This is a genomic window from Vibrio sp. EA2 (genome assembly GCF_033042495.1).
Taxonomy (GTDB): Bacteria; Pseudomonadota; Gammaproteobacteria; order Enterobacterales; family Vibrionaceae; genus Vibrio.
This window is the reverse complement of sequence record NZ_JAWLID010000001.1, coordinates 355370-379606: the sequence shown is the minus strand read 5'-3', so window position 1 is coordinate 379606 and position 24237 is coordinate 355370. Positions and strand designations below refer to the sequence as shown.

Here is a 24237-nt window from a genome sequence, read left to right as displayed (position 1 = left end):
GCCGTTTTACAGAATGCTGAGCGTATTTCTGAACTAAGGTAAACCCCATCCAATCACCCCATTAATTACAATTTTATTATTTATTAGCCGCAATCATAGGTGCTTTCTTAACGTAAGAAAATGTGTTTCTTATTTTTCTGGTAAAAAATCACATTTATTTAAAAAAATATCGTATAACGTACAAAATTAACGCATATCTAATAAAAGTTGATAGATATCAAAGCGATAGAATATTAGCTATTTAAATAGCCCCAAAGGGCTCTAAAGCAGCTTTTTCACACTCTTGCGCTCGACCAATGTCGGTTCTAACTGGACCACTTCGGCTTCAGCAGATGTATCCTTTAATCTTCGAACCAAGGTCTCAACAGCGGCCTGCCCCAATCTGTATTTAGGCTGGTGAATCGTAGTAAGAGATGGCGACATAAATTTAGCGATGTGTATATCATCGTAGCCAATGATTGAGAGATCATCAGGCAAGTGGATACCAAGCTCGTTCGCCGCATTAATCACACCCATTGCCATCATATCGTTGGAGACAAAAATAGCAGTTGGTAATGCTCCCTTTTCGAACATTTTTTTGAATGCTTGATAACCGCCATCACATTCGAAATCAGACTCAATGATCCAGTTGGGATTAAAGTCCAAGCCCGCTTCAATCATGGCTCGCTTGTAACCTTCATATCGCATTTGAGCTTGATGTTTGATCAAAGGACCAGTGATACAACCAACCTCTTTATGACCACAATCTATCAGATGCTTCACCGCAAGGTAACCGCCACGCAATGAGTTGTCCTGAATCTTATCACTAGTAAAAAGCATCGGGCCCCAGTCCATCACGACAACTGGTATATCGGGGTAACGTTCGAAGACGTCAATGCGTTCTCCTTCCAGCGCATCGCACATCAGAATCAGTCCATCGACACGTTTTTGCAAAAGTGTGCTGATAGATTGACGCATCCGCTCATTATCCCCCTCGGTGTTACACAGGATGAGGCTATAGCCTTTTTGGTAACAACTGCGCTCGACACCTTTTACGACTTCGCCGAAGAATGGGTTGGTCGATGTTGTTACCAACATACCAATAGTTTGGGTTCTATTGACTTTAAGGCTGCGCGCTAGCGCTGATGGAGCATAATAATTGAGTTCTTTTGCGGCGTGATTAACTCGCTCTGAGATCTCTTCACTAACAAAGCGAGTTTTGTTAATAACATGGCTCACCGTAGAAGTGGATACCCCTGCCAGTTTCGCGATGTCTTTCATCGTTGCCATGTTATAAATTCCTTACTTATTGGTTTTCAGCTAAGAATGCGTCCACCTCTTCACGAGTTGGGATAGACGTCTGAGCACCAAAGCGTGTCACTGAAATGGCCGCCGCTGCGTGTGCAAACTTAATTGCTGATTCTAAGAACAATCCTTCCAATAAACCAGTAACTAATGCCCCATTAAAGGTATCGCCTGCCGCTGTGGTATCTGTCGCATCGACGCGGAAACCTGGGATAATTTCGCCGCGACCATTCTGGCTGAGCCAAACCCCTCTTGCCCCCAGAGTAATCATTACGATTTCAATTCCTTTGCTATGCAGTACATTTGCCGCTTCTTGTGCGCTGTCGTCATCCGTCACTGTCACGCCAGTCAGGACTTCTGCTTCGGTTTCGTTTGGAGTGATGACATCGATACACGCTAATAATTCGTCCGATAATTCACGCGCTGGTGCCGGGTTAAGAATCACGTTCGTTTTAGCATCTTTTGCGACACGCGCCGCTTTTTCGATAGCACATATTGGTGTCTCAAGTTGCATCAGCAAGTAATCTGCTCGGCCTATGCGATCCAGATCCGGCTCAATCGACTCAGCCGTTAGCTTGGCATTTGCTTCTGCCGAAATACAAATACTGTTTTCACCGCTGTCCGCCACCTGAATCATGGCAATACCCGTTGGGCAATTAGGTTGCATCTTCACCGCACTGATGTCGATGCCATCCATTTTGAAGTTCTCGCGAATGTTGATACCGAATGAATCATCACCAACACAAGCAATAAAACCAATATCAGCATTCAGGCGCGCTGCGGCCACGGCTTGGTTTGCCCCTTTTCCGCCAGGGATAACTTGGTAGTTGCGACCATGAAGCGTCTCGCCAGGGCGAGGGAAAGAAGGCACTTGAAGAACATGGTCAGCGTTTACACTACCTAACACTACTAACTTATTCATACGGTTATCCTCGGTTCTGAATGAACCCTTTTTGAAAAACTGTGTTTCGGAAATACATTAGATGACTTTAACTTCTCGTTTGAGTCGCCTTAAAAAGTCAAAGGCATCCATTCTTGCTCTCTCCCCCTAACGACAGATAAAAATTGAGGAGAGAGCTAAGAAACTAGGATGATTTATCCAAAGTCGTGATTATTTAGTGACCACTTTTAGAGGGACTGGGATGTAAGCTTCGACCTTGTCACCTTTTAGTACTTTGTCTGCTGTTTCCACACCAAGTGCGCCAATAAGATCGGGTTGCTGTGCAACGGTCGCTGCAAGCTTGCCACGATTTACCGCTGCGATACCGTCTTCTGTGCCATCAAAACCAACGATAACCACATCTTTACCAGACGCTTGAACGGCACGAAGCGCACCCAGTGCCATCTCATCGTTTTGTGCAAACACAGCTTGTACATCAGGGTTTGCTGCTAATAGGTTTTCCATAACGTTCAGACCCTTAGTACGGTCAAAGTCTGCTGGTTGGCTCGCAAGAAGTTCCATGCTGCTGCTCTTAACAGAAGTCATAAAGCCTTCACCACGCTCACGCGCTGCAGACGTACCCGCGATACCTTCGAGTTGGATTACTTTCGCTTTCTCACCCACTTTTTCCATGATGTATTTACCAGCCATTTCGCCGCCTATTACGTTATCTGAGGCGATATGGCTGACGACATCACCACGGCTTGCACCACGGTCTAGCGTCAATACAGGGATATTAGAACGGTTCGCCATACGAATCGCATTGGAAACGGCATCGGAGTCTGTTGGGTTGATCAGAATCGCTTTAACGCCGCGCACAGTCAGATCTTCGATGTTTGACAGTTCTTTACTCGGATCGTTTTGTGAATCGAGGACAATCAAGTCGTAGCCCAGTTCTTTTGCTTTCGCTTCAGCGCCGTCTTTCATCGTTACGAAGAAAGGGTTGTTCAGCGTTGAAACCACAATCGCCATTGTATCTTGAGCTTGTGCAGCTACCGATACCGTAGAAGAAAGAAGTGCAGCAGAAATAAGAGTTGCGAGTTTTTTCATCGTTCTAGTCCTTTGTGTAGGGGGAGCCAGCACACGTATACCAGCTCGGTTTTATTCACATATTGTTGGATTGTTATGAATTACTTGTTTTTGTTATCTACCAATACTGCAGCCAAAATAACCACTGCTTTTGCAATCATTTGGTAGTAAGAGGAAACATCGAGTAGGTTCAGTGCGTTATTCAAGAAACCGATGATAAGCGCACCAATGAGTGTACCCATAATGCGACCTTTACCACCCATTAGGCTCGTACCGCCCAATACTACCGCTGCAATGGCGTCTAGCTCGTATCCCATACCTGCTGTAGGTTGTGCAGAAGACAAACGAGATGTAACGATGATGCCAGCAAGTGCCGCCAACATACCGCAGATTGCATAAACACCCATCTTCACACGGTCAACATTAATGCCAGATAGACGAGTTGCTGATTCGTTGCCACCAAGCGCGTAAACATAGCGACCAAAGCGAGTGTGGTTCAGTAAGTACCACGCGGCAGCAAACACAATCACCATTATCCATACAGGAACGGGAATACCCATCGCATAACCTGTACCAAACCAAGCAAATGCATCAGCAGTATCAGTAAAGCCTGTCGAAATAGGTCGGCCATCGGTATAAACCATGGTTACACCACGTAATAACGTCATGGTAACCAGTGTTGCAATAAAGGCTTGAACCTTACCCTTCGCGATAATAATGCCGCTGATCGCGCCCAGTGCGGCACCTGCAAGAAGAGCAGTGGGCACTGCGACTAGTACTGGTACTTCCATTGCTATCAGGCTTGCAGCGAATGCACCACATAAAGCCAGTACAGAGCCCACACTCAAATCGATACCTGCAGTTAGGATGACAAGCGTCATACCCACAGCGATGATCGCATTAACCGACGTTTGGCGAAGGATGTTCAGAATGTTGTCTACCGTAAAGAAGTTCGGATTCAGGAATGAAACGACAACAATCAGAAATATCAGCGCAATCAGCGATTTTTGTTCAATCAGCCATTCTTTAGTGAACAACTTTTTGCTACTAGTTGCATTCGGTTTGCTCATGGTATTGGTACTCATGCTGCTTCCTCATTGATCTTTTTGCCTACGGCACAGGCGAGTAATGTTTCTTGATCGGCGTCTTTCGCATCGAATTCGCCAGTAATACGACCTTCATGCATAACAAGAATGCGGTCACTCATGCCCAGCACTTCTGGCATCTCAGAAGAGACTAAGATGATGCTCATGCCTTCGGCTTTGAATTTATTGATTAGCTGATAAATCTCTTTTTTGGCGCCAACATCAACACCGCGAGTTGGTTCATCCAAAATTAGAACTTTAGGTTTGGTCATTAACCCTTTAGCAATCGCCACCTTTTGCTGGTTACCACCAGAAAGATTGCCAATGATTTGATCGCGTGTAGGCGTTTTGATGTTGAACAGCTTAATAAAGTCCTCCACCGCAATCACTTCGTCACCGTGCTGAATTTGGACACCTTTCGTCAATTGATCCAAAGAACACAACGACATGTTTTCTTTAACAGATAAGCCAAGAACTAAACCATCGCCTTTCCGGTCTTCAGAAATATAAGCGATGCCGTTGGCTAAACCATCTTGCGGGCTGACCGGGTTAATCGTCTTGTTGTCCAGGTTGATGACACCATGCTCGCTCGGCAACGCGCCATAAATCACCTTCATCAACTCAGTACGACCAGCACCCATCAAGCCCGAAATACCAAGGATTTCACCACGCTGAAGCGTAAAGCTCACATCGTGAACACCTGAGCCCGTTAAGCCGATAACTTCAAGACAAGTCTCGCCGTGTTTCACATCAATACGTGGGTACTGCTCTTCAAGCTTGCGGCCCACCATCATTTCGATAAGGCCATCTTCATCAGTATCAGAAACCTGACATTCGCCAATGAACTTACCATCACGAAGAACCGTAATATCGTCACAAATTTCGAAGATCTCTTTCAAACGGTGTGAGATATAAACAATGCCGCAGCCTTGAGCGCGAAGCTCATTGATCACTTTAAATAACGATTCGGTTTCGGTATCTGTTAACGCATCAGTTGGCTCGTCCATGATGATAACTTTGGATTCAAAAGAGAGCGCTTTAGCGATTTCCACCATCTGTTGCTCACCAAGACTTAAGTCACCAAGTAAGGTTTTTGAACTGTGTTTTACATTCAGACGCTGGAGAAGCTTGTCCGCTTCTTCGTACATTGTGCTCCATTGAATGCGTCCCATAGCACCGGTAAATTCGCGCCCTAGATAGATGTTCTCTGCAATCGTCAACTCAGGGATCAAGTTCAACTCTTGGTGGATAATGCTGATACCTGCTTCTTGAGAATCTCTAGGTCCTTTAAACGCGGCTGGTTGCCCTTGATACTGAATACTTCCCGAGTCCATGTGATAAATGCCGGTTAGCACTTTCATCAAGGTTGATTTACCCGCTCCATTTTCGCCCATAAGCGCCATGACTCGCCCTGGGTAGACATTCAGGCTGGCTTTATCAAGTGCTTTAACACCCGGAAAGGCCTTTTCAATTTCGCTCAGTTGTAGAATGGCTTGAGTCATAATCTGTCCTCACATTCTCTGGCTTAAAAAACCACGCCAGCTTGGAAGATAACATTCGCATACGGTGTGCATTCACCAGTGCGAATCACTGCTCGGCTTTGTTCAGTACGAGCTTTAAACGCCTCGTGCGATACATAACTGATTTCGATCGATTTTCCTGTTCGCTCTTGTTCCTGATTTAACTCTTCAATAAGCGCTTTATGAAGCTCAGGGCTCACGGTGCAAAACTCTTCTGCTAGAACGACACCTTCTATCTGTGATTCAGACAACATCACACGAACGGTATCAATAAAACTTGGTACCCCATGAGTAAGCGCTAAGTCGATTCGTTGCACATGTTCAGGAATTGGTAGACCGGCATCACAAATGGTGATTTCATCGGTATGACCCAATGTCGCCACCAAGTAAGAAATATCTGAGTTTATAAGGGTACTTTTTTTCATCTCATAGACCTTTCGGTTACACGTTCATACATCGATAAGCGTCTGCATTAGGTTGTTTTGGTTATTTACAGAAAACTCATCGAAACGTTTCGATGCAAATAATAGTTCGAAGGATAAATTTGAAAAGAGATTGGTTTAGAAGGTGTGAGAATGATCTGTAATTGGAATGACGACATACATAAAAAAGCAACTTACGTCACAACTTACTCATCGAAACGTTTCGATTAGCAAATATGTCGAGACTTGCATATCTTTATAGGGCTACTTTTTAAGAACAACACGTCTAATTACTGAGAAATAACCAAAATAGACTACGTAAAACCATATACGGCTTCACAGTTCTTAGAGCGCTGCCGGATTTTCAAGATCGTCAGACTTAAAATCTCGTTACACTTTGAGGGTATGCATCATCCGTTACTACCGAGTAGGTATGCAACGTTTGTAAGGACACAAACGGAACGAAAGAAACATAATGAAATTAAGCAGCAGGGTAATTTTGCTTGTAACGCCCGTCATCTTATTAAGTGCGGTTGTCTCGAGTTACATCATCTATAGCATCCAGAAAGTTACACTCATCAAGCGAGAAGATAGCTACATTCAATTACAAATGGAGAAACTCGCGGGGCAATTTAGACAAGCCAATATTTTCCTTCATAGCTACGCTTATACACTGGGAAAAAGTGACGTTCTGCAAGACTACTTAATTAATCACGACAATCCATACCGTGAACGTGTTTTATTCAACCGACTTGAAGAAACAGCCGATGTGTTAAGTCACGGCTATCATGGCGATACCAACATGGCTATTCTCAATGGTAATCAGAAGCTACTCTATTACACAGAAAACCAATTTTTTGAATCTTCAGGCTCTATCGATCCCAAAGTAACAGAGTACATCTCAGAAAGTTTTGCAAAACACGGCGACTATAGTCGGACGGGTTTTATTTATAATGCCAGTGGCCAAAGTATTCTGCTGCAATACAATTTGATCGATAAACGTACCGGTGAGCACCCATTAAGCTTTGATCCGAGTAATGCGTTTTTTGTTATCGTTACCGTGTCTCTGGAAGCATTTAGCGATATTAAACACGAGATTGAATTTGATACCCATAGCGTCATTACGTTTTCTGATAAACCCATATACCTCGATATCCCTCTCGCGCAAACGATAGAATTGCTACCCCATTTTTTTGCCATACTCTCGCCAGCTGAATATCTGATGTGGAATAAAGTCGACAAAGTTTGGCTGGAACTGGCACTTTCATTCGGGATCGCTGCTTTTTGTACCATTACATTGATCGTTCTGGTTCTGTATCGAAATGTTTTGCGCCCCGTTTCTCGACTCGACAAACAACTACAAGAACTAGAGGCGAATAAACGAGATAATATCGAAAAGTTGGATACCAATGATGAGATTGGCCGGCTTTCTTCACGCTTCTTCGATATGTACGAAGAGCTCAACGTCATTTACAGAAAAACCAAGCGACTGGCAGAAACGGATCAATTGACCCAACTCGCTAACCGACATCGGTTCCATGAACTTGTCACTCTAGAGCTCGACTCCCCTTCCGACTATTTATGGGTCATTTATATTGACTTAGATAACTTCAAGTATGTCAATGACAAATATGGGCATGAGTTGGGAGATACGTTATTAAAAGTATTTTCAAGCCACATCAAGAACGTGTGTCAAAAGTTTTCTCATCAACACAATAGTCCTTGCTTTGGTGCTCGTCTTTCCGGTGATGAGTTTGCCATTCTGCTTAGCTCCAACGAACAGGTAAATGATCTTCCAGATTTACTCGCGACTGAACTACTGAAACCGATAAATACTCTAAGTCACTCTTGGCCTAATACCTTCCCCGTAACCGCTAGTGTAGGCGTTGCGCGTTACCCGGAAGACGGGGCAGACATAACTAAACTTTTATCGAATGCTGACGCCGCGATGTATCAAGCCAAACGTGCTGGTAAAAACCAATATGCCTACTATTCTGCCGACTTGAATATAGAGTCACAAAGACGAAGCCAAATTGAACGAGCATTAAGAAAAACCGGTGTAGAAAAAGAGTTCCGATTAGTCTTTCAACCATACCTAAGCCGTTACGAAAATGAAGTTGAGGGCTTAGAAGTCCTGTTGCGTTGGGATGCGGAAGGTATAGGACCAATTCCTCCTGCAGAGTTTATCCCTATCGCAGAGCAAACGGGTCTGTTCGATAAAGTGGACCGTTGGGTGTTCTCTACTGCAGCATCGCAATACCACCAGTTGAGAGAGATTTTTGATAAGGACATTATCCTATCAATCAACCTATCCTCCGCAGAGTTGAACTCTCTGGAGATGGCGGAGTATATCCACACCTACACGACTAAATACGATGTTGACCCAAAGTTTATTGAACTTGAGATTACAGAGACTTTCGCTTCAAACCAACGCGGTACAGCGCTTTTAGATGAACTTTCAAGGCTCGGTTACAGGCTTGCAATTGATGATTTTGGTTCGGGATATACGTCCCTTACCCAGCTTGTCCAATACCCAGTGCAAAAAATTAAGTTTGACCGCGAGTTTCTACTCACACTGATGAGAACCAATAATGGGCATGTGATCAAACCCATTATTGACCTTTGCCACGCCCAGAATAAAACCGTTACTGCGGAGGGTATTGAACACGATGTGATGCGCCAGTGGCTCTCTGAATATCAATGCGATTTTATGCAGGGCTATCTTTTTGGTAAGCCAATGAGTATTGAGCAGCTGGAAGCATGGTGGGAATCATCTAACCAGATGCTCTTCAAACGACAGACAAGTACTCAGCACTTTTCAGGCGGGCTTTCAAAAATAGCCAAATAAGCCTTTAATTAACTTTGTTTTGTATTTAGGACTTTGCTAGCGCGGTTTTTTGATGAAACCGCAGGCATAAAAAATTCACAAGCAAACCTTGTCGCTAATGTTGGCTGCCCCCAGGCACCACATATATCTTTATTGTTTGCCTTCTCTCGAGTAAATTGCCGACACTGCCCACACTTATTAATCATTTTGGTTCCCCCTGCTTACAAAGCCGAATGTATTAATGATCGTTAGTAAACTTTTATCTGTGATCTCCGCATACTCGAAATCTAGGCCAAATAAAACGTTTTAAAACAATCTAGGGGGAAGTTAGCACAAGGAATAAAGCGACAATTTGATATTTCACAACGTTTGCATTCATAGCTTAACTTTGAATACAAACATTTATAATGTCACTTCGTTTTCGTTACTTAATTTCATAAGATTTAAATTAAATCTAATTTATTAAAATTTTAAATTGAACTAAACGTATCTTTCAATCGTCTAAACTCTTTCAATGCGATCCTATCAACCTCTGTTGCTACTGGAGGGTCATTTGGCGTATACCAATCAACAGATTCCGCTTCATAACACTCTAGATTCCCTTCCCACTCAGTCACAATATAATAATGTATAAGTTGTAGCTCCGTCGTAGGGTGATAAAGCGAACAGAGATATACATAGGATTGAGGAATGGCATTCAGCTCTTCTTTGAGTTCTCTGAATAAAGTTTGCTTCTGATCTTCACCAAGATCCATATGCCCACCTGGAATAGCAATAGCACCAGGATCTGTTTCTTTATCTCTTGCCCGTGTTTCCAATAGTATTTGTGCGTCTTTTACTAATATAAAGGAAACGCATTCATGTACTCTCATCCTAACCTCGTCGTCATCAATTCTTTATTCCAATTTATACTGTGCAAGTGTTTTCACTCAAGATTGAAATCACGTTTTGTTACGACTCGGATCACAGAGTTTGGTTTTAATTAGCAATCGTTTATTAAAAACAAACACATTGAAATTACAAGGCTTTTTAAAACAGCACAATAATTATACACTGTTTTTAATCCGGGAAATTTAATAAACACCACTACTCACCATTTTATTAATTAGAAATTTAAGTTATTATTAAATCTAAAGTTTCTCTTATTAAAAGAAAAACTTATTAATATCAAAAAGTTAGCTAAAAAAGCTAAAATAAAAGAACTCCCCAATACGTAAGTGATTAATACGTAACACTTAATGTTGGGTGAAGAATATAATTGATGTGCATGTAGTATTACTGAACGCATGAAGCATTCGGCAAATTTGTAACACTTAGAGTTTTATTTGATCAAAATGAAAAAATCATTTTTATTGTTGATATGGACGTTTTTCTCTGTTTCTCCTTTTGCTTTCGCCAAAAATTCAGACGGCAAAGCTGCAGTTGAGAACCAGATTGCTCAACAACAAGTTAGAAAAACATATAAAGACGCTAAACTAGAAGGCGTCATCGACTTTAAGCTATTTAAGGACGCCTATTTAGCTTACGAAAAGACCAAAAAAAGAAAGAAGCCTGTACTTACTATCATTGACTACAGCAAGCCATCAACAGATAAGCGGTTTTATGTAGTTGATTTAAAAAGAAAGAAGCTGATTTTCAACACCTATGTTTCTCACGGCGTCAACAGTGGAAAGAAAACCGCTACGAAGTTTTCCAATATTGTGAACTCTAGAAAAACGTCTTTAGGGACATTTTTAACCGATACGACCTACTACGGGTCTAATGGATACTCCCTTCGTTTAGATGGACTCACTTCTGGATTAAACGACAAAGCACGTGAACGCTACATCGTCGTGCATGGTGCCAAATATGCCAATCCTTCATTTATCAAAAAGAACGGGTATTTAGGGCGTAGCTGGGGTTGCCCCGCTCTTCCAGAAAACCTGTCTCGAGAAATCATCGATACGATTAAAGGCGGCAGTGTCATCTACGCAAGCGCATAACAAAAGAAAGGGAGCAATGGTCATTGCTCCCTTTCGCTTCCTTAGGTCATTCTGCAGCGTTCTCATACATAGTGTCGCTAACCCCTTCAGAGTTGTCGTAGCTGTGATTGCTCTTTGCAACAGCTCCAGCGTAAAATTCTCATCAGTCTGTAACAAAAGTCTGTTCATCTATCTTTGCTGTCGTTATTATATGCAGTCGTTCAGATATAGATTGAGGTTTGCACCTTAAAACGCGATGCTCGCTGTTAATGAATGGGTTTGCGGAATCTTCAACGAAGAATTGATGTGTTAAGGTTAGTTTTTGCGTTATCTAATTGGTACATTTTGGCTATTTGTTTTATCTCAGCTTCCAGTGTGTATGCTGTCTGCCTATGCGCATGAATATAACCAGTCCATCTCAGCATCAGAGCATTCAAGTAATTGGGTTCAACAATCACTTGTGACAACCGAGATCGCGTTATACTTGTTGTCTTCTGAGCATGATAATTCTCAGGTTTCGCATCAAAACTATCAGCATCATAACCGAGACATGTTCGCGCTCGTGTCATGCCGTCGCACTTCCCTGCACGATGATGCACAACGTTTAAGCTTCGAGCCCGACTACCACTTACTCATCGCTTTTTTGCCTCCTCCGTTGCGTTCTCTCGCTTGGCTAACAACGCCATTACCCAAAGATAATTATGGTAGTTTTAAAAGCCAACGAGCGCTTTATCATCTTCTTGGACGCAAGGAAGCAAACTTAATCTTTGTATTCAAACATGGCCGTGAATATTTGACTGAAGAAAAACAGACAAAACAAGAAAACATGTCAATAAGTGACATGGAAACGCTTATATTTACCTGATTCCATTCGAGGCCCCGATTATGACCAAGTTCGCAATTCCAACGCTCTTTACTTTATTACTCACCGTATTCTCAAACGTCGCCTATGCAGACGTAAATCTTGAAAAAATGAGCAACGAAGCCCTCTTGGAATGTGCAAATGTCTCAAACGTTCAGAGTGCCGTGCCAGAGCATAGAACTTCTTTTCGAAACTATTTAATGTCTGCTCGAAACTATAGCTTTAGTAAGCTTTCTTCTGCAGAGTCGGAATTTAAAGCTGCGAACAGGAATACGAAGGATATTCTAAAAGTATATCAAACGCAGTGTCAGGAAGTTGGTGAGCACCTCTATAGCATCGGATATTAAATCGAGTTTAACTGCTATCATGGTTCAAAAGGCGCATACATTGCGCCTTTTTCGATAAAAGCTCACTATTTAGCGCCATAAGGAAAGTTTTCAAACATTTCAGTGATTTCTTCAGCGATTAAACGCTCTCTTTTTTCACTGTCCATAGAAGCGGTTAATTTACGGCTAGAGAGCCCTTTCCAAACGACTTGATTGGCTTTCTTGTCAACTAATTCAATAATCAAATTACCGTACTTGCGCTCTCTATAACGTTCTGGGCTGGAAGTCACTACACCAAATCGATTCCACCCGTAGCCAAAACTAATATTTGATCCAGAAGAGACAAACTCTGTATTTTCAACAATGTCATGATGGACATAAATATCACCATCAGACGAAACTCGTGCAAGGCCATTTGCCTCTAGCTGAGATCCTATGCTCTGTTCAATACGCCTCGCGTCGATGCTTGCGGGTGCACCACCCTGCTCTCCGAAGTCGAATGTTTTATACGATGAAAAGTCTGCCTGTTTGTCGACATCCGTTGTTACTGTAGTACATGCGGCCATAAACAGAGCCAATGTTCCTACCATGATCCCTTTCCACATAAATATTCTCCTTTCCCTTATCGACAATATCAGCGTTGTCGTCTTTTTACTTATACGGCTGAAAATAAAAATGAATCATTTGCCTACGACGAGATGACAGCTTCAGAGCTTTTTGCAATCCGTCAGTTAGCCCACCATTCGTGAATCACGCATCTCAACAATTCAGTAGGTAGATACTATTGAGTCTTAACTAAGAATGCCAAGTGTTCAATATCGGCAAACTTTTTTCACCAAGCTCTAGCCAATTTAGGTCTTCTCCGATTGTTAGCATTCGCCACCGACGTTAGGAATTGAACGCCTTTACACCATCTTGTGTGATTTTTATGCAATCGACAAACAATTGAAGAGAAAAGACTTTTCTTTTCAAATTAATGTGGCATATTAGATGTGTCCTTTCGATGCGCGGGCATCGTATAATGGCTATTACCTCAGCCTTCCAAGCTGATGATGCGGGTTCGATTCCCGCTGCCCGCTCCAAGCTTTATTTCTTAGTTATCCTCCCGGCTCATCGACATTAAAATGCTTCAATGCAAATTTCAGTTCAGCCTCTTGTGAACACGTATCCTAGATATCCTTAATTGAACACAGCTATGTGAGCGTAAAAGCTATTCAGGGCACTATTAGACCAATACGGTTCTAATCCCATCGAACCGTAGAGCATTCCGTTCGTCACTATACAAAAAACCGGACAATTGAATTTGGCCCGGTTTTCTAACAATCAATAACAAGCGTTTTCTTTTACCACTCTACGCAGATTTTTCCAAAGTGACCGCCAGTTTCCTGATAACCAAAGGCCTCTGCGAGTTGCTCAAATTTGTACACTTTATCGATCACAGGTCTAACATTGTTGGCTTCTAAAGCCGCTATGTATTCTTTCTGCTGTTGGCGATTCCCCACAATCAAACCTTGCAGACGAGCTTGTTTTGCCATTAACAATGCTGTTGGTACCATTCCCTCAAACCCGGTCAGGACTCCGATCAGTGAAATATGTCCACCAACTTTTACCGCTTGAACAGACTGTTCAAGAGTGCCAGGGCCGCCTAACTCAATGATGTGATCCACGCCTTTGCCATTAGTCAGCTCCATCACTTTCTCTGACCAGTTTGGATGGGTTTTATAGTTAATACCATATGTGGCACCCATTGCTTTGGCACGTTGTAACTTTTCATCAGAAGATGATGTGACAATCACCTTAGCGCCCAACATATTAGCAATTTGAATGACCGCGATTGAAACGCCACCGGTACCCAGTGTCAAAATAGTATCACCCGCTTTCGTTTGCCCATCACTTACAAGGGCACGCCATGCAGTAAGCCCTGCGGTTGTTATCGTTGCGGATTCGGTATGCGACCAATCTTGCGGAGAATGCGTAAACGCACTTGTATCACGAATGACAAATTCGCTTGCCATTCCGTCGATCCCATCTCCCGGAGTTTGAGCAAAACTACCAACATCTTCATAAGCGGGTCCTGCAGGCCATTGAGGGAAAAAGCATGAAACGACTTGGTCGCCGACCTGGAATTCAGTAACACCTTCACCAACGGCCTCAACAATACCAGCACCGTCAGACATTAATATTCTGTCATCTGCGGTTGGGGCGGTTCCATTAGCAACCAGAAAGTCGTGAAAGTTAAGTGAAGATGCCTTGATGGCCACCTTTATCTGACCGGGACCGGGTTGATCAGGTGCTTCCGTTTCCTTGACATAGATATTGTCTAAGCCACCTGGCGATTTTAACAAAACAGATTTCATTGCCGTTTTCCTTTTTAATTAATTGAAACATGTCATGACTACTCTAATGATGCTGAAGTGTTTTCTGTCATCAGAACGTTAGTGGTAGAAGTAATTAAATTGATAAAATTGGTGTTGTGATAGATTCGATATCATCCGTTTTCTATGGTGATTGCTACTTGAATAGCCAATATTCGGATAGACACTTCATCTCATACTAGATGCATTATATAAATTAAGCCAAAGAGGACGCCGCCACATCAAACAGCTCGAAAAGGACCTTGATCGATTCCTGCTCCCTGCCGATCTATTGGTGAGCACATGCGAGACTGACTGATGTTAAAGAGCGCCTTTTTAATGAGGATAAAAATCTTCCAGCCAATCCATAAATAGCGAGACTTCTGGCGTAGGCTCTTGATCAGGAATAACGACATAGTAACCATTGTCAGATCGTACTGTCATATCTTTTAACGGGACCAGTATTCCAGACTCGGTCATACTATTGATGAGTGGCTCCCAGCCCAACGCAATCCCCTGCCCCGCAATAGCAGCTTGAATGAGCAGCGTATAGTTATCAAATTCCATGATTGATTTTGAATTAACTAAGCTCCCATCGTATTTTTCGAGTAAGTTTTCCCATGTTATCCACGATGCGTTCGCTTCTGTTTTCAGCTTTAAGAGTGGTAAATGAGCTAATTCTTCAGGCACGGGCTGTTGTGAGCCCTCGCGAAGCAAATGGGGACTCATGACAGGGTAAACCACTTCTGAAAATAACATCTTAGTTTTTTTACCCTGAAGATGACCACTGCCAAAAACGATTGCAATATCAGTACCCTGACTCAGCGAGTCACCAGGAGTTTGAGACGTTTCTACGCGGATATCAATATGAGGATGCTCACGGCGAAACGCAGTTAAGGTTGGCATTAACCAATACGATGCGAAGGCAAAATCGGTATAAAATCGGATTTGGCGATTTTTGTTTGCCTGCTTAATCTTGCTGAGAACGTCGGACAAGGCTTTCAAGCTGGATTGAGTGGTATTGAACAGCACTTGCCCTTCATCCGTTAACTTGACGCCTCGATATACTCGCTCAAAAAGCGGTGTCTCCAGCCACTCTTCCAGCCCTTTCACTTGTTGACTGACTGCTGACTGTGTCGTGCCCAATTCCTTAGCAGCCGCGGTAAAGCTTAATAACCTGGCAGAGGCTTCAAAAACGACCAAAATCTGTAAGCTCGGCATATTGTTGCGATATAACATTAGTCGACCTAATACTACCCATAACTTTTTAACGAGTTTACAGAAATAATTTCGGTGTGCAAACTTCGTGTTACAAATAAAACACGGGGGATAATATGTCAGCACAACCAAATATTTTGTTTATCATGGCCGATCAACTGGCAACGCATGCCTTACCTATCTATGGAAAAGGAAAGGCAAAAGTGCCAAATCTAAGCCGTCTCGCAGAAGAAGGTGTAGTATTCGATTCCGCATACTGTAACAGTCCGTTATGTGCGCCATCTCGTTACACGTTAATGACAGGGCAACTCCCTAGCATTATTGGTGCTTATGATAATGCAGCCGATTTTCCAGCGGATATTCCTACCTTTGCTCATTACCTGCGTGCTCAGAACTATCAAACAGCTCTATCGGGTAAAATGCACTTCTGTGGACCAGACCAACTACACGGTTTTGAACAGCGCTTAACAACAGATATCTATCCGGCAGACTATGGCTGGTTCCCAAACTGGGATAAGCCAGAAGAGCGCCAAACCTGGTATCACAACATGACCTCAGTGACTCAAGCAGGTCCATGTGTTCGTAGTAACCAGCTAGATTTTGACGATGAGGTGGTTTTCCACGCAAACCGTTACCTTTACGATTACGTCCGTGGTAATTCAGATCGTCCATTCTGTCTAACCGTCTCAATGACTCACCCCCACGACCCATACACCATTCCGCAAGAGTATTGGGATCGTTATACCGATGAAGAGATCGATCTACCGCAAGTAAGAATGAGCAAAGAAGAGCAAGACCCACATTCACGACGCCTTCAAGATGTATACGCTTATTATGATCAAGAAATTAGTGATGAAGACATTCGTAAAGGCCGCCGCGCTTATTATGGTGCGATTAGCTATGTAGATGACAAGATCGGCGAACTGCTTAAAACGCTGGAAGAGACTGGATTAAAAGACAACACCATCATCGTTTTCTCTGGCGACCATGGCGATATGCTCGGTGAAAGAGACCTGTGGTTTAAGATGTCGTTTTTTGAAGGGTCAGCCCGCGTACCAATGATCGTCCACTACCCGAAAAAGTTTGCGCCTAACCGCGTGAAACACTCGGTTTCGACGATGGATCTACTGCCAACGTTCATCGACTTTGCAACAAACTCAGCAGAAATCGATTATCCAATGCCAATTCATGGCCGTAGCTTAGTCCCTCACCTAACCGAATCCCCAGAAGCTCATGACGAAGTCATTGGCGAGTATTTTGGCGAAGGCGCTCTGGCACCGGTCTATATGATCCGTCGAGGCAACTATAAGTACATTCATTGTCCACTCGACCCTGACCAACTTTTCGATTTGTCACAAGACCCACAAGAACTTGTAAACCTTATCGATAGCCCAGAGCATGCTGAGGTTCTGAAGGACTTCCAGGAAGAAGCCGACCAGCGTTGGGATGCTGAGCAACATACCCAAGATGTATTAATCAGCCAGCGCCGTCGTCGCTTGATCGTCTCCGCTACTGAAGTTGGTGAGAAAGTGGCATGGGATCATCAACCAATCTTTAAGAGCAGTGAAATGTACATGAGAAACCACATCGATCTGGACGATTTAGAAGCGCGCGCTCGATACCCAAAAGTGTAAACGCATAACGTCAATCATATAGGAACGAAAGATAAATGGTCGAAGCTGCATGGTTTCCATGGATAAAGAACTTATCTAGCCACACGTTACGCTCTGATGTCGTTGCTGCCATAACAGGTGCAACGCTGGCAATCCCTCAGGGGATTGCCTTTGCGGCTATCGCTGGCCTGCCCCCGGAGTACGGGTTTTATTGCGCAATCGTTGCTCCGATCATTGCAATATTACTTGGCTCGTCATGGCATATGGTATGTGGGCCAACGACAGCCATCTCCGCCTTGCTGTATGGTGCACTTCATCAGCAGTTTCCAGTGGGTACCGATGCTTATATCCAGGCGATCATCACTTTGACCTTTATTGCTGGCATCATTCAGTTAGCTCTCGGGTTTAGTGGGTTCGGTATTGTCAGTCAGTTTGTTTCACACTCTGTCATGGCGGGATTTATTACCGGGGCGGCTTTATTGATCATGGTCAGCCAGATAGATACCGCATTACAGATCCAGTTGCCCCGGACAGATAACATATTACTGTATCTATACGACCTCCCCTCACGAATACAACATGCTAACTTTTACGCGTTTATCGTCAGTGGCGTAACGCTGTGCTCAGCGCTAGTCTGTAAATGGTTAATGCCAAGACTACCGCACTACTTAATCGCACTGTTTTTCGGCTCTTGTGTTGCCGCTTATTTTAATAAAACAGAAGAAGTCGTCACAACACTGGGGCAACTTCCAAATATTATCCCACCATTTGGTTTTCCGAACCTGTCTGGTGATCTTGTCAGCCAACTTTTACCAAGTGCATTGGCGATTGCTCTGGTAGGTTTACTTGAGGCAGCGTCCATTGCTAAAGCGATCAGTCTTAAGACCAACCAAAAGATACATATAAATCGTGAATTCATTGGTCAGGGGGCCTCTAATCTCATTGGTAGTCTGTTCTCTTCTTATATGAGTTCGGGCTCGTTTACCCGTAGTGGGGTTAATGTAGAAAGTGGGGCAAAAACACCGGTATCGGTGGTACTAATGTCACTGTTTTTATTGATGCTTTTACCTTCCCTGGCACCCTTGTTTACCCACCTTCCCCACGCCTCAATCGCGAGCGTTATTATACTTGTGGGCTGGCGACTTATCGCTGCGCGTGAAATTAAGCATTACTTTCAGAGAAGTAAAAAAGAGTTGGTCATTCTCTGCGTCACATTATTCGGCACACTCATTTTTAGTATGGAAGTTGGCCTTTATATCGGTGTCGCACTGTCAATTTGCTTGTTTTTAAAAAGCTCTATGTCCCCTGTCGTGAAAACCATCGCGCCCGTTAAAAGTGAGAGTGGCACATTTTTTCATAATGTATACCGCTATCAATTACCCACTTGTCCACAACTCCACTTTTTTAGTATTGAAGGGGCACTTTTCTTTGGTTCTATCGAGCACATTGACCAAAAGTTCAACACCTTAATACAAAGAGAAGGTGAAAAATCCTATTGGATTATTAACGGTAACGACATATCAGACATTGATGAGCACGGCGCTCATTACTTAAAGGAACTCATCGACCAACATCATGCTAAGAGTGGAAAAACCTTCTTTATCATGCGCTCTAAGTGGAAGTTAAGTAAGTGCAAAAAATACAAGTTACTCGATTCAATACCTAAAGAAAATATATACCCGGCAAAACAGGCCGCGCTGGAAAATATCATTCAGACCTTAGATAAAGATATTTGCCACTCCTGCAGTACGAGAATATTCTCTGAGTGCCCAAAGCTTGGTAAAACCATTCATTCTGAGCTGACATCAAACCAACATAGAGATAATAACGCACAGAAAGATATGATTAACAACGCCGTCTTTTACAATGTCGAACCTCAGAAGTAAAAAAATGCCACTCTCAATAGGAGAATGGCATTGTGCCTATGTTTATTAAGTACGGCTAATTAGTGTGGCTTTATGGATAATTGTTATTTACAGTGCCATTTCTGCTTTGATCTGCTCAACCCACCCTGAAATACGCTGTTCTGTCAGGCTTGATTGATTATCTTTGTCGATCACCAATCCGACAAAATCATCACCGTCAACAGCATTAGAAGCGTTAAATTCATAACCTTCTGTCGGCCAGAAACCAACCATCTCTGCCCCACAGTTAGCAACATGGTCGTATAGCTCACCAAGCGCATCAACAAACTCGTTGCTGTAACCGACCTGATCGCCCAAGCCATATAACGCTACCTTTTTACCTGAGAGATCCATGTCTGAAAAGTTAGGTAGGAATTCTTCCCAACTCTCTTCCTGGCAATCCGTAGATAACCCAGGAAGCTGACCTTCACCTAACGTCGGCGTACCCAGAATCAGGTAGTCATAGCTGGTAAATTCATCGGCGTCGACGCGGTTAATATTTTTCGGTTTGTCGGCTACCTCGTCACCCAGTTGTTTCTGGATTAATTTGGCCATTTTACGAGTGCTGCCCATATCAGTACCAAAGAAAATTCCTACTTTGCTCATAATTAGCTCCTTGCTTAAAATTTTGTCATGGCAGGGATATGCTGCAAATTACCTACCACAAACTTATGCCAACATTTTCAATAGGTTATAAAATTTACGTTCGATAATGTCCGACATAATGTCGTAAAGGTGACAATTAGTCGTCGTCATCCTCATCTTCGTCGTCAGGCTGCCAAATTAACGAGCGGTATATTTCTACACGATCTCCTTCTTTTAGCTCACTATCCAGCGGGGTGGCTTTACCGAAAATGCCCACTTTTTGTTTGTCGAGATCGATACCCGGAAACATATCTAAAATATTCGAAGTTTGAATAGCGCTAAGCACAGTTGCGCTCTTGTCAACATCGACCGACAACCATACCTGTTCATCCGGTAATGCATAGACAACACTTACCTTCATAGCTCCCCTCCACAACCCTGTGCTACTGTCGGTTCAGTGTTTGACACCACAGATTCGTATTTCTGTTTCAATGCCAAAACCAATCCCAAAACGAGAAATCCTCCCGGCGGCAAAATAACCAACAACAAACCTTGGTATTCATCAATGATTACCATTTCAAGAAAAGCAAAGCGTTCACCCAAAAGTAGATGCGCGTTGCTAAAGAGCGTTCCACTTCCCAGAATTTCACGTATCGCCCCGAGCATAGTCAGTACCCAAGTGAAGCCTAAGCCCATAAAGAGACCATCTACGATAGAAGGCATGACCGCATTTCTGCTGGCAAACGATTCGACACGACCGAGAATGGCGCAGTTGGTAACAATCAGTGGAATAAATAGACCGAGCACTTTGTGCAGAGAATGTAGGTAGGCATTCAACAATGCATCAGTCAGCGTGACGAGTGTGGCGATAATAATAACATTCACCGGAATACGTACGGTTTTACTGATAACGCCTTTCGCCACCGAGTTAAGCGTGTTTGCCGCCACCATGACGACCATACTGGCCAGGCCAAGCCCAAGGCCGTTCGTCGCACTACTGGTCACCGCGAGCAAAGGACAAAGAGCAAGAGACTGTTTTAGTACAATGTTATTGCCCCATAAACCTTGTGACATAATGTCTTTATACTGATTTGATTCACTCATTGTTCGCTCCTTGATAAGATTCAAGCGCTAACAACGCCTGATGCACGCCTTTGACAACCGCTCTGGGTGTAATCGTTGCGCCACTGAATTGGTCAAAATCCCCACCATCTTTTTTAACCGCCCATAACCCTGTGTTTTCTAGAGTTCGTTTGGCAAAGCTGTGTATCCAGTCGCTTTTTTCCGCTTCGATTTTGTCACCTAGTCCCGGAGTTTCACTGTGACTGATGATTCGCACGCCGATAATCTCTCCGCTGAGATCAACCCCGACAAGGAAACGAATCGTACCGCTGTATCCCTCCTGATCACCTCGAATCACCCAGTCAATCAGTTGCTGATTCTCATTTTCCACTCGGTAAAGTTCGAATGACTTACCTTCAAACTCAATAACCTCACGGTTCGAAAACACATCATTCGCATAAGGTTGTCCCGCCAGCACTTCTCTCAATAGCGCATTTTGGTCTTCTAAAATACGCTGATAAATTATCGGCTTGGTCGCCCAGTCAGTGACAAACAAAAGTAATGCCGCCAGTGCGCATGCGCTGGAAAGTAATACTATCTGATAGGAAATACGCTCTTTAAATTGCTGTAATCTAAGTTCCATGATTATTTCTCCGTCACTCGTGTCGTACCAAACACATTTGGGCGCAGGTAGTAATCAATTAACGGGCTGACCGCATTCATAATCAGCACTGCAAAAGCCACGCCTTCCGGGTAACTACCAAAAGTTCGGATTAACCAAACAAGCAAGCCACATCCCAGCCCATAGATGAGCTGCCCTCGGATGCTGGTTGGAGAAGTGACAAGATCCGTAGCGATATAAAACGCACCCAGCATGGCTGCACCACTGGTAAGGTGAATCCATGGTGACAGATAGATTTCAGCATTGATCAAATGACTGACCAACGCAGGTGCTGCGAGGCCAAACATAAAGGTCACAGGTATCGCCCAGTGAATGATGCGTCGCCAAATCAGATAACCTCCACCACACAGGATGAGGAAAGCACTGGTCTCGCCCAGACTCCCCGAGTGCCGCCCGAAGAACTGCTGAGAAAACTCAACTGGTAAGGCTCTTTCAATACTGAGAGCCGTCGCCGCAGTCACGCCGTCAAAACTCAGCCAACCATCCGGGACCGTTACCAAGTTGTTGCTCAAGTCTATCGGCGTTGGGGCTGCCCACTGGGTCATTTGGACCGGAAAACAGATCAGTAGCATTACACGTGCTAGCATGGCTGGGTTGAATAAATTCTGCCCTAACCCGCCATAGATCTGCTTACCTAAAATAATGGCAAACATACTGCCCAAAACTGCCAGACTGATTGGGAATGTGGGCGGTAAGCTCATGGCAAGTAACAGCCCGGTCAGTATCGCCGAACCATCAAAACATGCACTAGGCTTCTTGTTCATAGCCAACAAACATAAACATTCACTTATGATGGCGGTTAAACAACACACGACTATCAGTGCCAGACTGTTGCGACCAAACTGAAAGCCACCAAATACACAAGCCGGTAATAAAGTTAAGATAACGAGATACATGATCCGTGTAGATGAGCTCCCGTTATGCGAAAATGGGCCAATTATTGAGTCATATTTGATCATAACTGTTGCTCCTTCTCAGCGGATTTGTCTTGACGTGACACTCGCGCCGGGCGTGGTGGACGTGCTGGTCTCTCTGGCCTAGCAGGCCTTTCTGGTCGCTCAGGTTGAGCATTTCTGGTTGGTCTCTCCGGTCGAGCATTTCGACTTGGCCTGTTCGCTTTTTTAGCTTCCTGTGCTGCTTTCTTCTCAGCGGCCTCAAGGGCGAGACGTTGCTTCCTGGATTCATTAAGCACTTTGGCCTGAGCCGATCGTTGTTCCATAAAGGCATTCGATGCAATGACACCCTTAGCGTGCATAAAGTACTGCACCAAAGGAATGGAAGAAGGGCAAACGTACCCGCATGCACCACAAGATAAGCAATGACTCACACCCAGTTCTTCCGCGCGTTTGAAGTCGGAAACCCGGGTATTTGCGGCCATTTGAAATGGCATCAAACCCATTGGACAAGCACGAACACATTGACCACAACGAATACATTCTTGGTGTTTAGTTTCAAGAAACACCTCATCTTCCGTTAATGCCAGGATCCCGCCAACCGTTTTATCAACAGGCACCTGCATTGAGGGAATGACCTGACCCATCATGGGACCGCCCAACAGTAATCTCTCTGTCGAGTCACTGACCCCGCCACAATAGTTGATCACTTCATTCACTGGGGTGCCAATTGGCACCTCTACATTTTTAGGTTCTGCGATTCCCTTACCACTGACTGTAACAATCCGTGATACCAAAGGACGACGGAATCGCACCGCATGGTACACCGCCCTAACCGTAGAAATATTGTGAACCAGAATGCCAACCTGAGTGGCACGCCCCCCAGGAGGGACATCTTTTCCTGTCAGCGTTTTGATTAAGTGCTTCTCAGACCCCATCGGGTAAATACTCGGCACCTTACGCACTTCAATGGTGTCGACTTCACTCGCGGCGAAACGCAGGGCTGCCAACGCATCGGGTTTATTATCTTCCACGCCGATAATTGCCCTTTGCGCACCGCTTGCGATCAACATCATCTGTATCCCCGAGATGACTTCTTCCGGGTAGGTTTGCATGGTTAAATCATCGCTGGTCAGATATGGCTCGCACTCACCGCCATTAATGACGACAGTATCGACGTTAGAACTTCTTGAAAAACGCAACTTCATCGCCGCTGGAAATCCAGCACCACCAAGCCCGACAATGCCCGCTTCCGCAACGCGGTCGATAATGGTGTCAGCGTCTAAGTTATGGATATCTTCACCCGGAGAAGATACGCCCCATTGTTTATCATCATTCGCGCGAATCACTACCGTGTCACATTTCACTTTCGCAGGGTGCGTCGTAATGTGCGGGACAATCGCTGTCACCACACCATTTACAGATGAATGTATAGGTGCAACGAAATCATTAAGACCAACAGCAATCAACTGTCCTCTGTAAACTGACTCGCCCGGACTAACCAAAACCCTTAACTTTGCGCCCGTGCGCGTCTGCAAAGGTAAATAAATGTTCCGAGGCCAGAATTGACGGTCAATACGTTGCTCTGACGTTAACTCTTTATATGCTTTGGGATGAATACCGCCATTAAATGGTTTATTCCACAAACTAAAATTACTTAAACTGGACAT

At 44.0% G+C, this 24237-nt stretch carries 22 protein-coding genes and 1 tRNA gene; 7 read left to right on the top strand and 16 right to left on the bottom strand.

Annotated features, from left to right (window positions below; genetic code table 11):
* Nucleotides 1-261: 261 nt before the first annotated feature.
* The 6 genes from RXX31_RS01705 to rbsD form a co-directional block, all read right to left on the bottom strand.
* Entirely contained in the window at nucleotides 262-1269 is a 1008-nt protein-coding gene (locus tag RXX31_RS01705; protein WP_317587358.1) for a substrate-binding domain-containing protein, read from the bottom strand.
* A 16-nt stretch (nucleotides 1270-1285) separates the two neighbouring features.
* Nucleotides 1286-2206 carry a ribokinase gene (rbsK, locus tag RXX31_RS01700; RefSeq protein WP_317587357.1) on the bottom strand — a complete coding sequence of 307 codons (921 nt, stop codon included), beginning with the start codon at nucleotides 2204-2206 and terminating at the stop codon, nucleotides 1286-1288.
* A gap of 189 nt (nucleotides 2207-2395) precedes the next feature.
* The gene (rbsB, locus tag RXX31_RS01695; protein ID WP_317587356.1) at nucleotides 2396-3274 is read right to left on the bottom strand and encodes a ribose ABC transporter substrate-binding protein RbsB; all 879 of its coding nucleotides are present in this window, start codon (nucleotides 3272-3274) and stop codon (nucleotides 2396-2398) included.
* Nucleotides 3275-3354: 80 nt separating this feature from the next.
* Nucleotides 3355-4338 (bottom strand): ribose ABC transporter permease, encoded by a 984-nt coding sequence (gene rbsC / locus RXX31_RS01690; protein WP_237318239.1) that lies wholly within the window; start codon nucleotides 4336-4338, stop codon nucleotides 3355-3357.
* Nucleotides 4335-5840, bottom strand: coding sequence for a ribose ABC transporter ATP-binding protein RbsA (gene rbsA / locus RXX31_RS01685; protein ID WP_317587355.1), 1506 nt, complete (start codon nucleotides 5838-5840; stop codon nucleotides 4335-4337). Before rbsA ends, rbsC begins: the two co-directional genes overlap by 4 nt.
* 23 nt (nucleotides 5841-5863) lie before the next feature.
* Nucleotides 5864-6283, bottom strand: coding sequence for a D-ribose pyranase (rbsD, locus tag RXX31_RS01680; RefSeq protein WP_317587354.1), 420 nt, complete (start codon nucleotides 6281-6283; stop codon nucleotides 5864-5866).
* Between the two features lie 472 nt (nucleotides 6284-6755).
* Between rbsD and RXX31_RS01675 the strand changes: the two genes are divergently transcribed.
* Entirely contained in the window at nucleotides 6756-9128 is a 2373-nt protein-coding gene (locus RXX31_RS01675) for an EAL domain-containing protein (RefSeq protein ID WP_317587353.1), read from the top strand.
* A gap of 449 nt (nucleotides 9129-9577) precedes the next feature.
* Here the strand turns inward: RXX31_RS01675 and RXX31_RS01670 are convergent, their stop codons facing one another.
* A complete protein-coding gene (locus RXX31_RS01670; RefSeq protein ID WP_317587352.1) occupies nucleotides 9578-9979 on the bottom strand; it encodes an NUDIX hydrolase in 402 nt (133 codons plus the stop codon).
* Between the two features lie 462 nt (nucleotides 9980-10441).
* Between RXX31_RS01670 and RXX31_RS01665 the strand changes: the two genes are divergently transcribed.
* The 3 genes from RXX31_RS01665 (at nucleotide 10442) to RXX31_RS01655 (ending at nucleotide 12277) form a co-directional block, all read left to right on the top strand.
* Nucleotides 10442-11089 (top strand): murein L,D-transpeptidase catalytic domain family protein, encoded by a 648-nt coding sequence (locus RXX31_RS01665; protein WP_317587876.1) that lies wholly within the window; start codon nucleotides 10442-10444, stop codon nucleotides 11087-11089.
* Nucleotides 11090-11390: 301 nt separating this feature from the next.
* Nucleotides 11391-11933 carry a hypothetical protein gene (locus RXX31_RS01660; RefSeq protein WP_317587351.1) on the top strand — a complete coding sequence of 181 codons (543 nt, stop codon included), beginning with the start codon at nucleotides 11391-11393 and terminating at the stop codon, nucleotides 11931-11933.
* A 20-nt stretch (nucleotides 11934-11953) separates the two neighbouring features.
* On the top strand, nucleotides 11954-12277 hold the full coding sequence (locus tag RXX31_RS01655) for a hypothetical protein (protein ID WP_317587350.1): 324 nt from the start codon (nucleotides 11954-11956) through the stop codon (nucleotides 12275-12277).
* Nucleotides 12278-12342: 65 nt separating this feature from the next.
* Here RXX31_RS01655 and RXX31_RS01650 read toward each other — a convergent pair whose 3' ends face one another.
* Entirely contained in the window at nucleotides 12343-12861 is a 519-nt protein-coding gene (locus tag RXX31_RS01650) for a DUF4136 domain-containing protein (RefSeq protein ID WP_317587349.1), read from the bottom strand.
* A gap of 402 nt (nucleotides 12862-13263) precedes the next feature.
* Here RXX31_RS01650 and RXX31_RS01645 point away from each other — a divergent pair.
* Nucleotides 13264-13338 (top strand) — tRNA-Gly (locus tag RXX31_RS01645).
* A gap of 261 nt (nucleotides 13339-13599) precedes the next feature.
* Here RXX31_RS01645 and RXX31_RS01640 read toward each other — a convergent pair.
* Together RXX31_RS01640 and RXX31_RS01635 are read right to left on the bottom strand one after the other, a co-directional pair.
* Nucleotides 13600-14613, bottom strand: a complete 1014-nt coding sequence (locus RXX31_RS01640; RefSeq protein WP_317587348.1) for an NAD(P)-dependent alcohol dehydrogenase — start codon at nucleotides 14611-14613, stop codon at nucleotides 13600-13602.
* A gap of 333 nt (nucleotides 14614-14946) precedes the next feature.
* Complete coding sequence (locus tag RXX31_RS01635) at nucleotides 14947-15849, bottom strand: LysR substrate-binding domain-containing protein (protein ID WP_317587347.1); 903 nt, start codon at nucleotides 15847-15849, stop codon at nucleotides 14947-14949.
* A 95-nt stretch (nucleotides 15850-15944) separates the two neighbouring features.
* Between RXX31_RS01635 and betC the strand changes: the two genes are divergently transcribed.
* Nucleotides 15945-17462: a choline-sulfatase gene (gene betC, locus RXX31_RS01630; protein ID WP_317587346.1), complete on the top strand. Its 1518-nt coding sequence runs from the start codon at nucleotides 15945-15947 to the stop codon at nucleotides 17460-17462.
* A 35-nt stretch (nucleotides 17463-17497) separates the two neighbouring features.
* The gene (locus RXX31_RS01625) at nucleotides 17498-19327 is read left to right on the top strand and encodes a SulP family inorganic anion transporter (protein WP_317587345.1); all 1830 of its coding nucleotides are present in this window, start codon (nucleotides 17498-17500) and stop codon (nucleotides 19325-19327) included.
* An 87-nt stretch (nucleotides 19328-19414) separates the two neighbouring features.
* Here RXX31_RS01625 and RXX31_RS01620 read toward each other — a convergent pair whose 3' ends face one another.
* The 6 genes from RXX31_RS01620 to rsxC all read right to left on the bottom strand — a co-directional run bounded on the left by RXX31_RS01620 (nucleotide 19415) and on the right by rsxC (nucleotide 24237).
* Nucleotides 19415-19951, bottom strand: a complete 537-nt coding sequence (locus RXX31_RS01620) for a flavodoxin (protein ID WP_317587344.1) — start codon at nucleotides 19949-19951, stop codon at nucleotides 19415-19417.
* Between the two features lie 136 nt (nucleotides 19952-20087).
* Nucleotides 20088-20351 carry an RnfH family protein gene (locus tag RXX31_RS01615; protein ID WP_317587343.1) on the bottom strand — a complete coding sequence of 88 codons (264 nt, stop codon included), beginning with the start codon at nucleotides 20349-20351 and terminating at the stop codon, nucleotides 20088-20090.
* On the bottom strand, nucleotides 20348-21034 hold the full coding sequence (locus RXX31_RS01610) for an electron transport complex subunit E (RefSeq protein ID WP_317587342.1): 687 nt from the start codon (nucleotides 21032-21034) through the stop codon (nucleotides 20348-20350). Before RXX31_RS01610 ends, RXX31_RS01615 begins: the two co-directional genes overlap by 4 nt.
* On the bottom strand, nucleotides 21027-21635 hold the full coding sequence (locus RXX31_RS01605) for an RnfABCDGE type electron transport complex subunit G (RefSeq protein ID WP_317587341.1): 609 nt from the start codon (nucleotides 21633-21635) through the stop codon (nucleotides 21027-21029). Before RXX31_RS01605 ends, RXX31_RS01610 begins: the two co-directional genes overlap by 8 nt.
* Before the next feature lie 2 nt (nucleotides 21636-21637).
* On the bottom strand, nucleotides 21638-22633 hold the full coding sequence (locus RXX31_RS01600) for an RnfABCDGE type electron transport complex subunit D (protein WP_317587340.1): 996 nt from the start codon (nucleotides 22631-22633) through the stop codon (nucleotides 21638-21640).
* Nucleotides 22630-24237, bottom strand: a complete 1608-nt coding sequence (gene rsxC / locus RXX31_RS01595) for an electron transport complex subunit RsxC (RefSeq protein WP_317587339.1) — start codon at nucleotides 24235-24237, stop codon at nucleotides 22630-22632. The genes RXX31_RS01600 and rsxC overlap by 4 nt, the downstream gene beginning before the upstream one ends.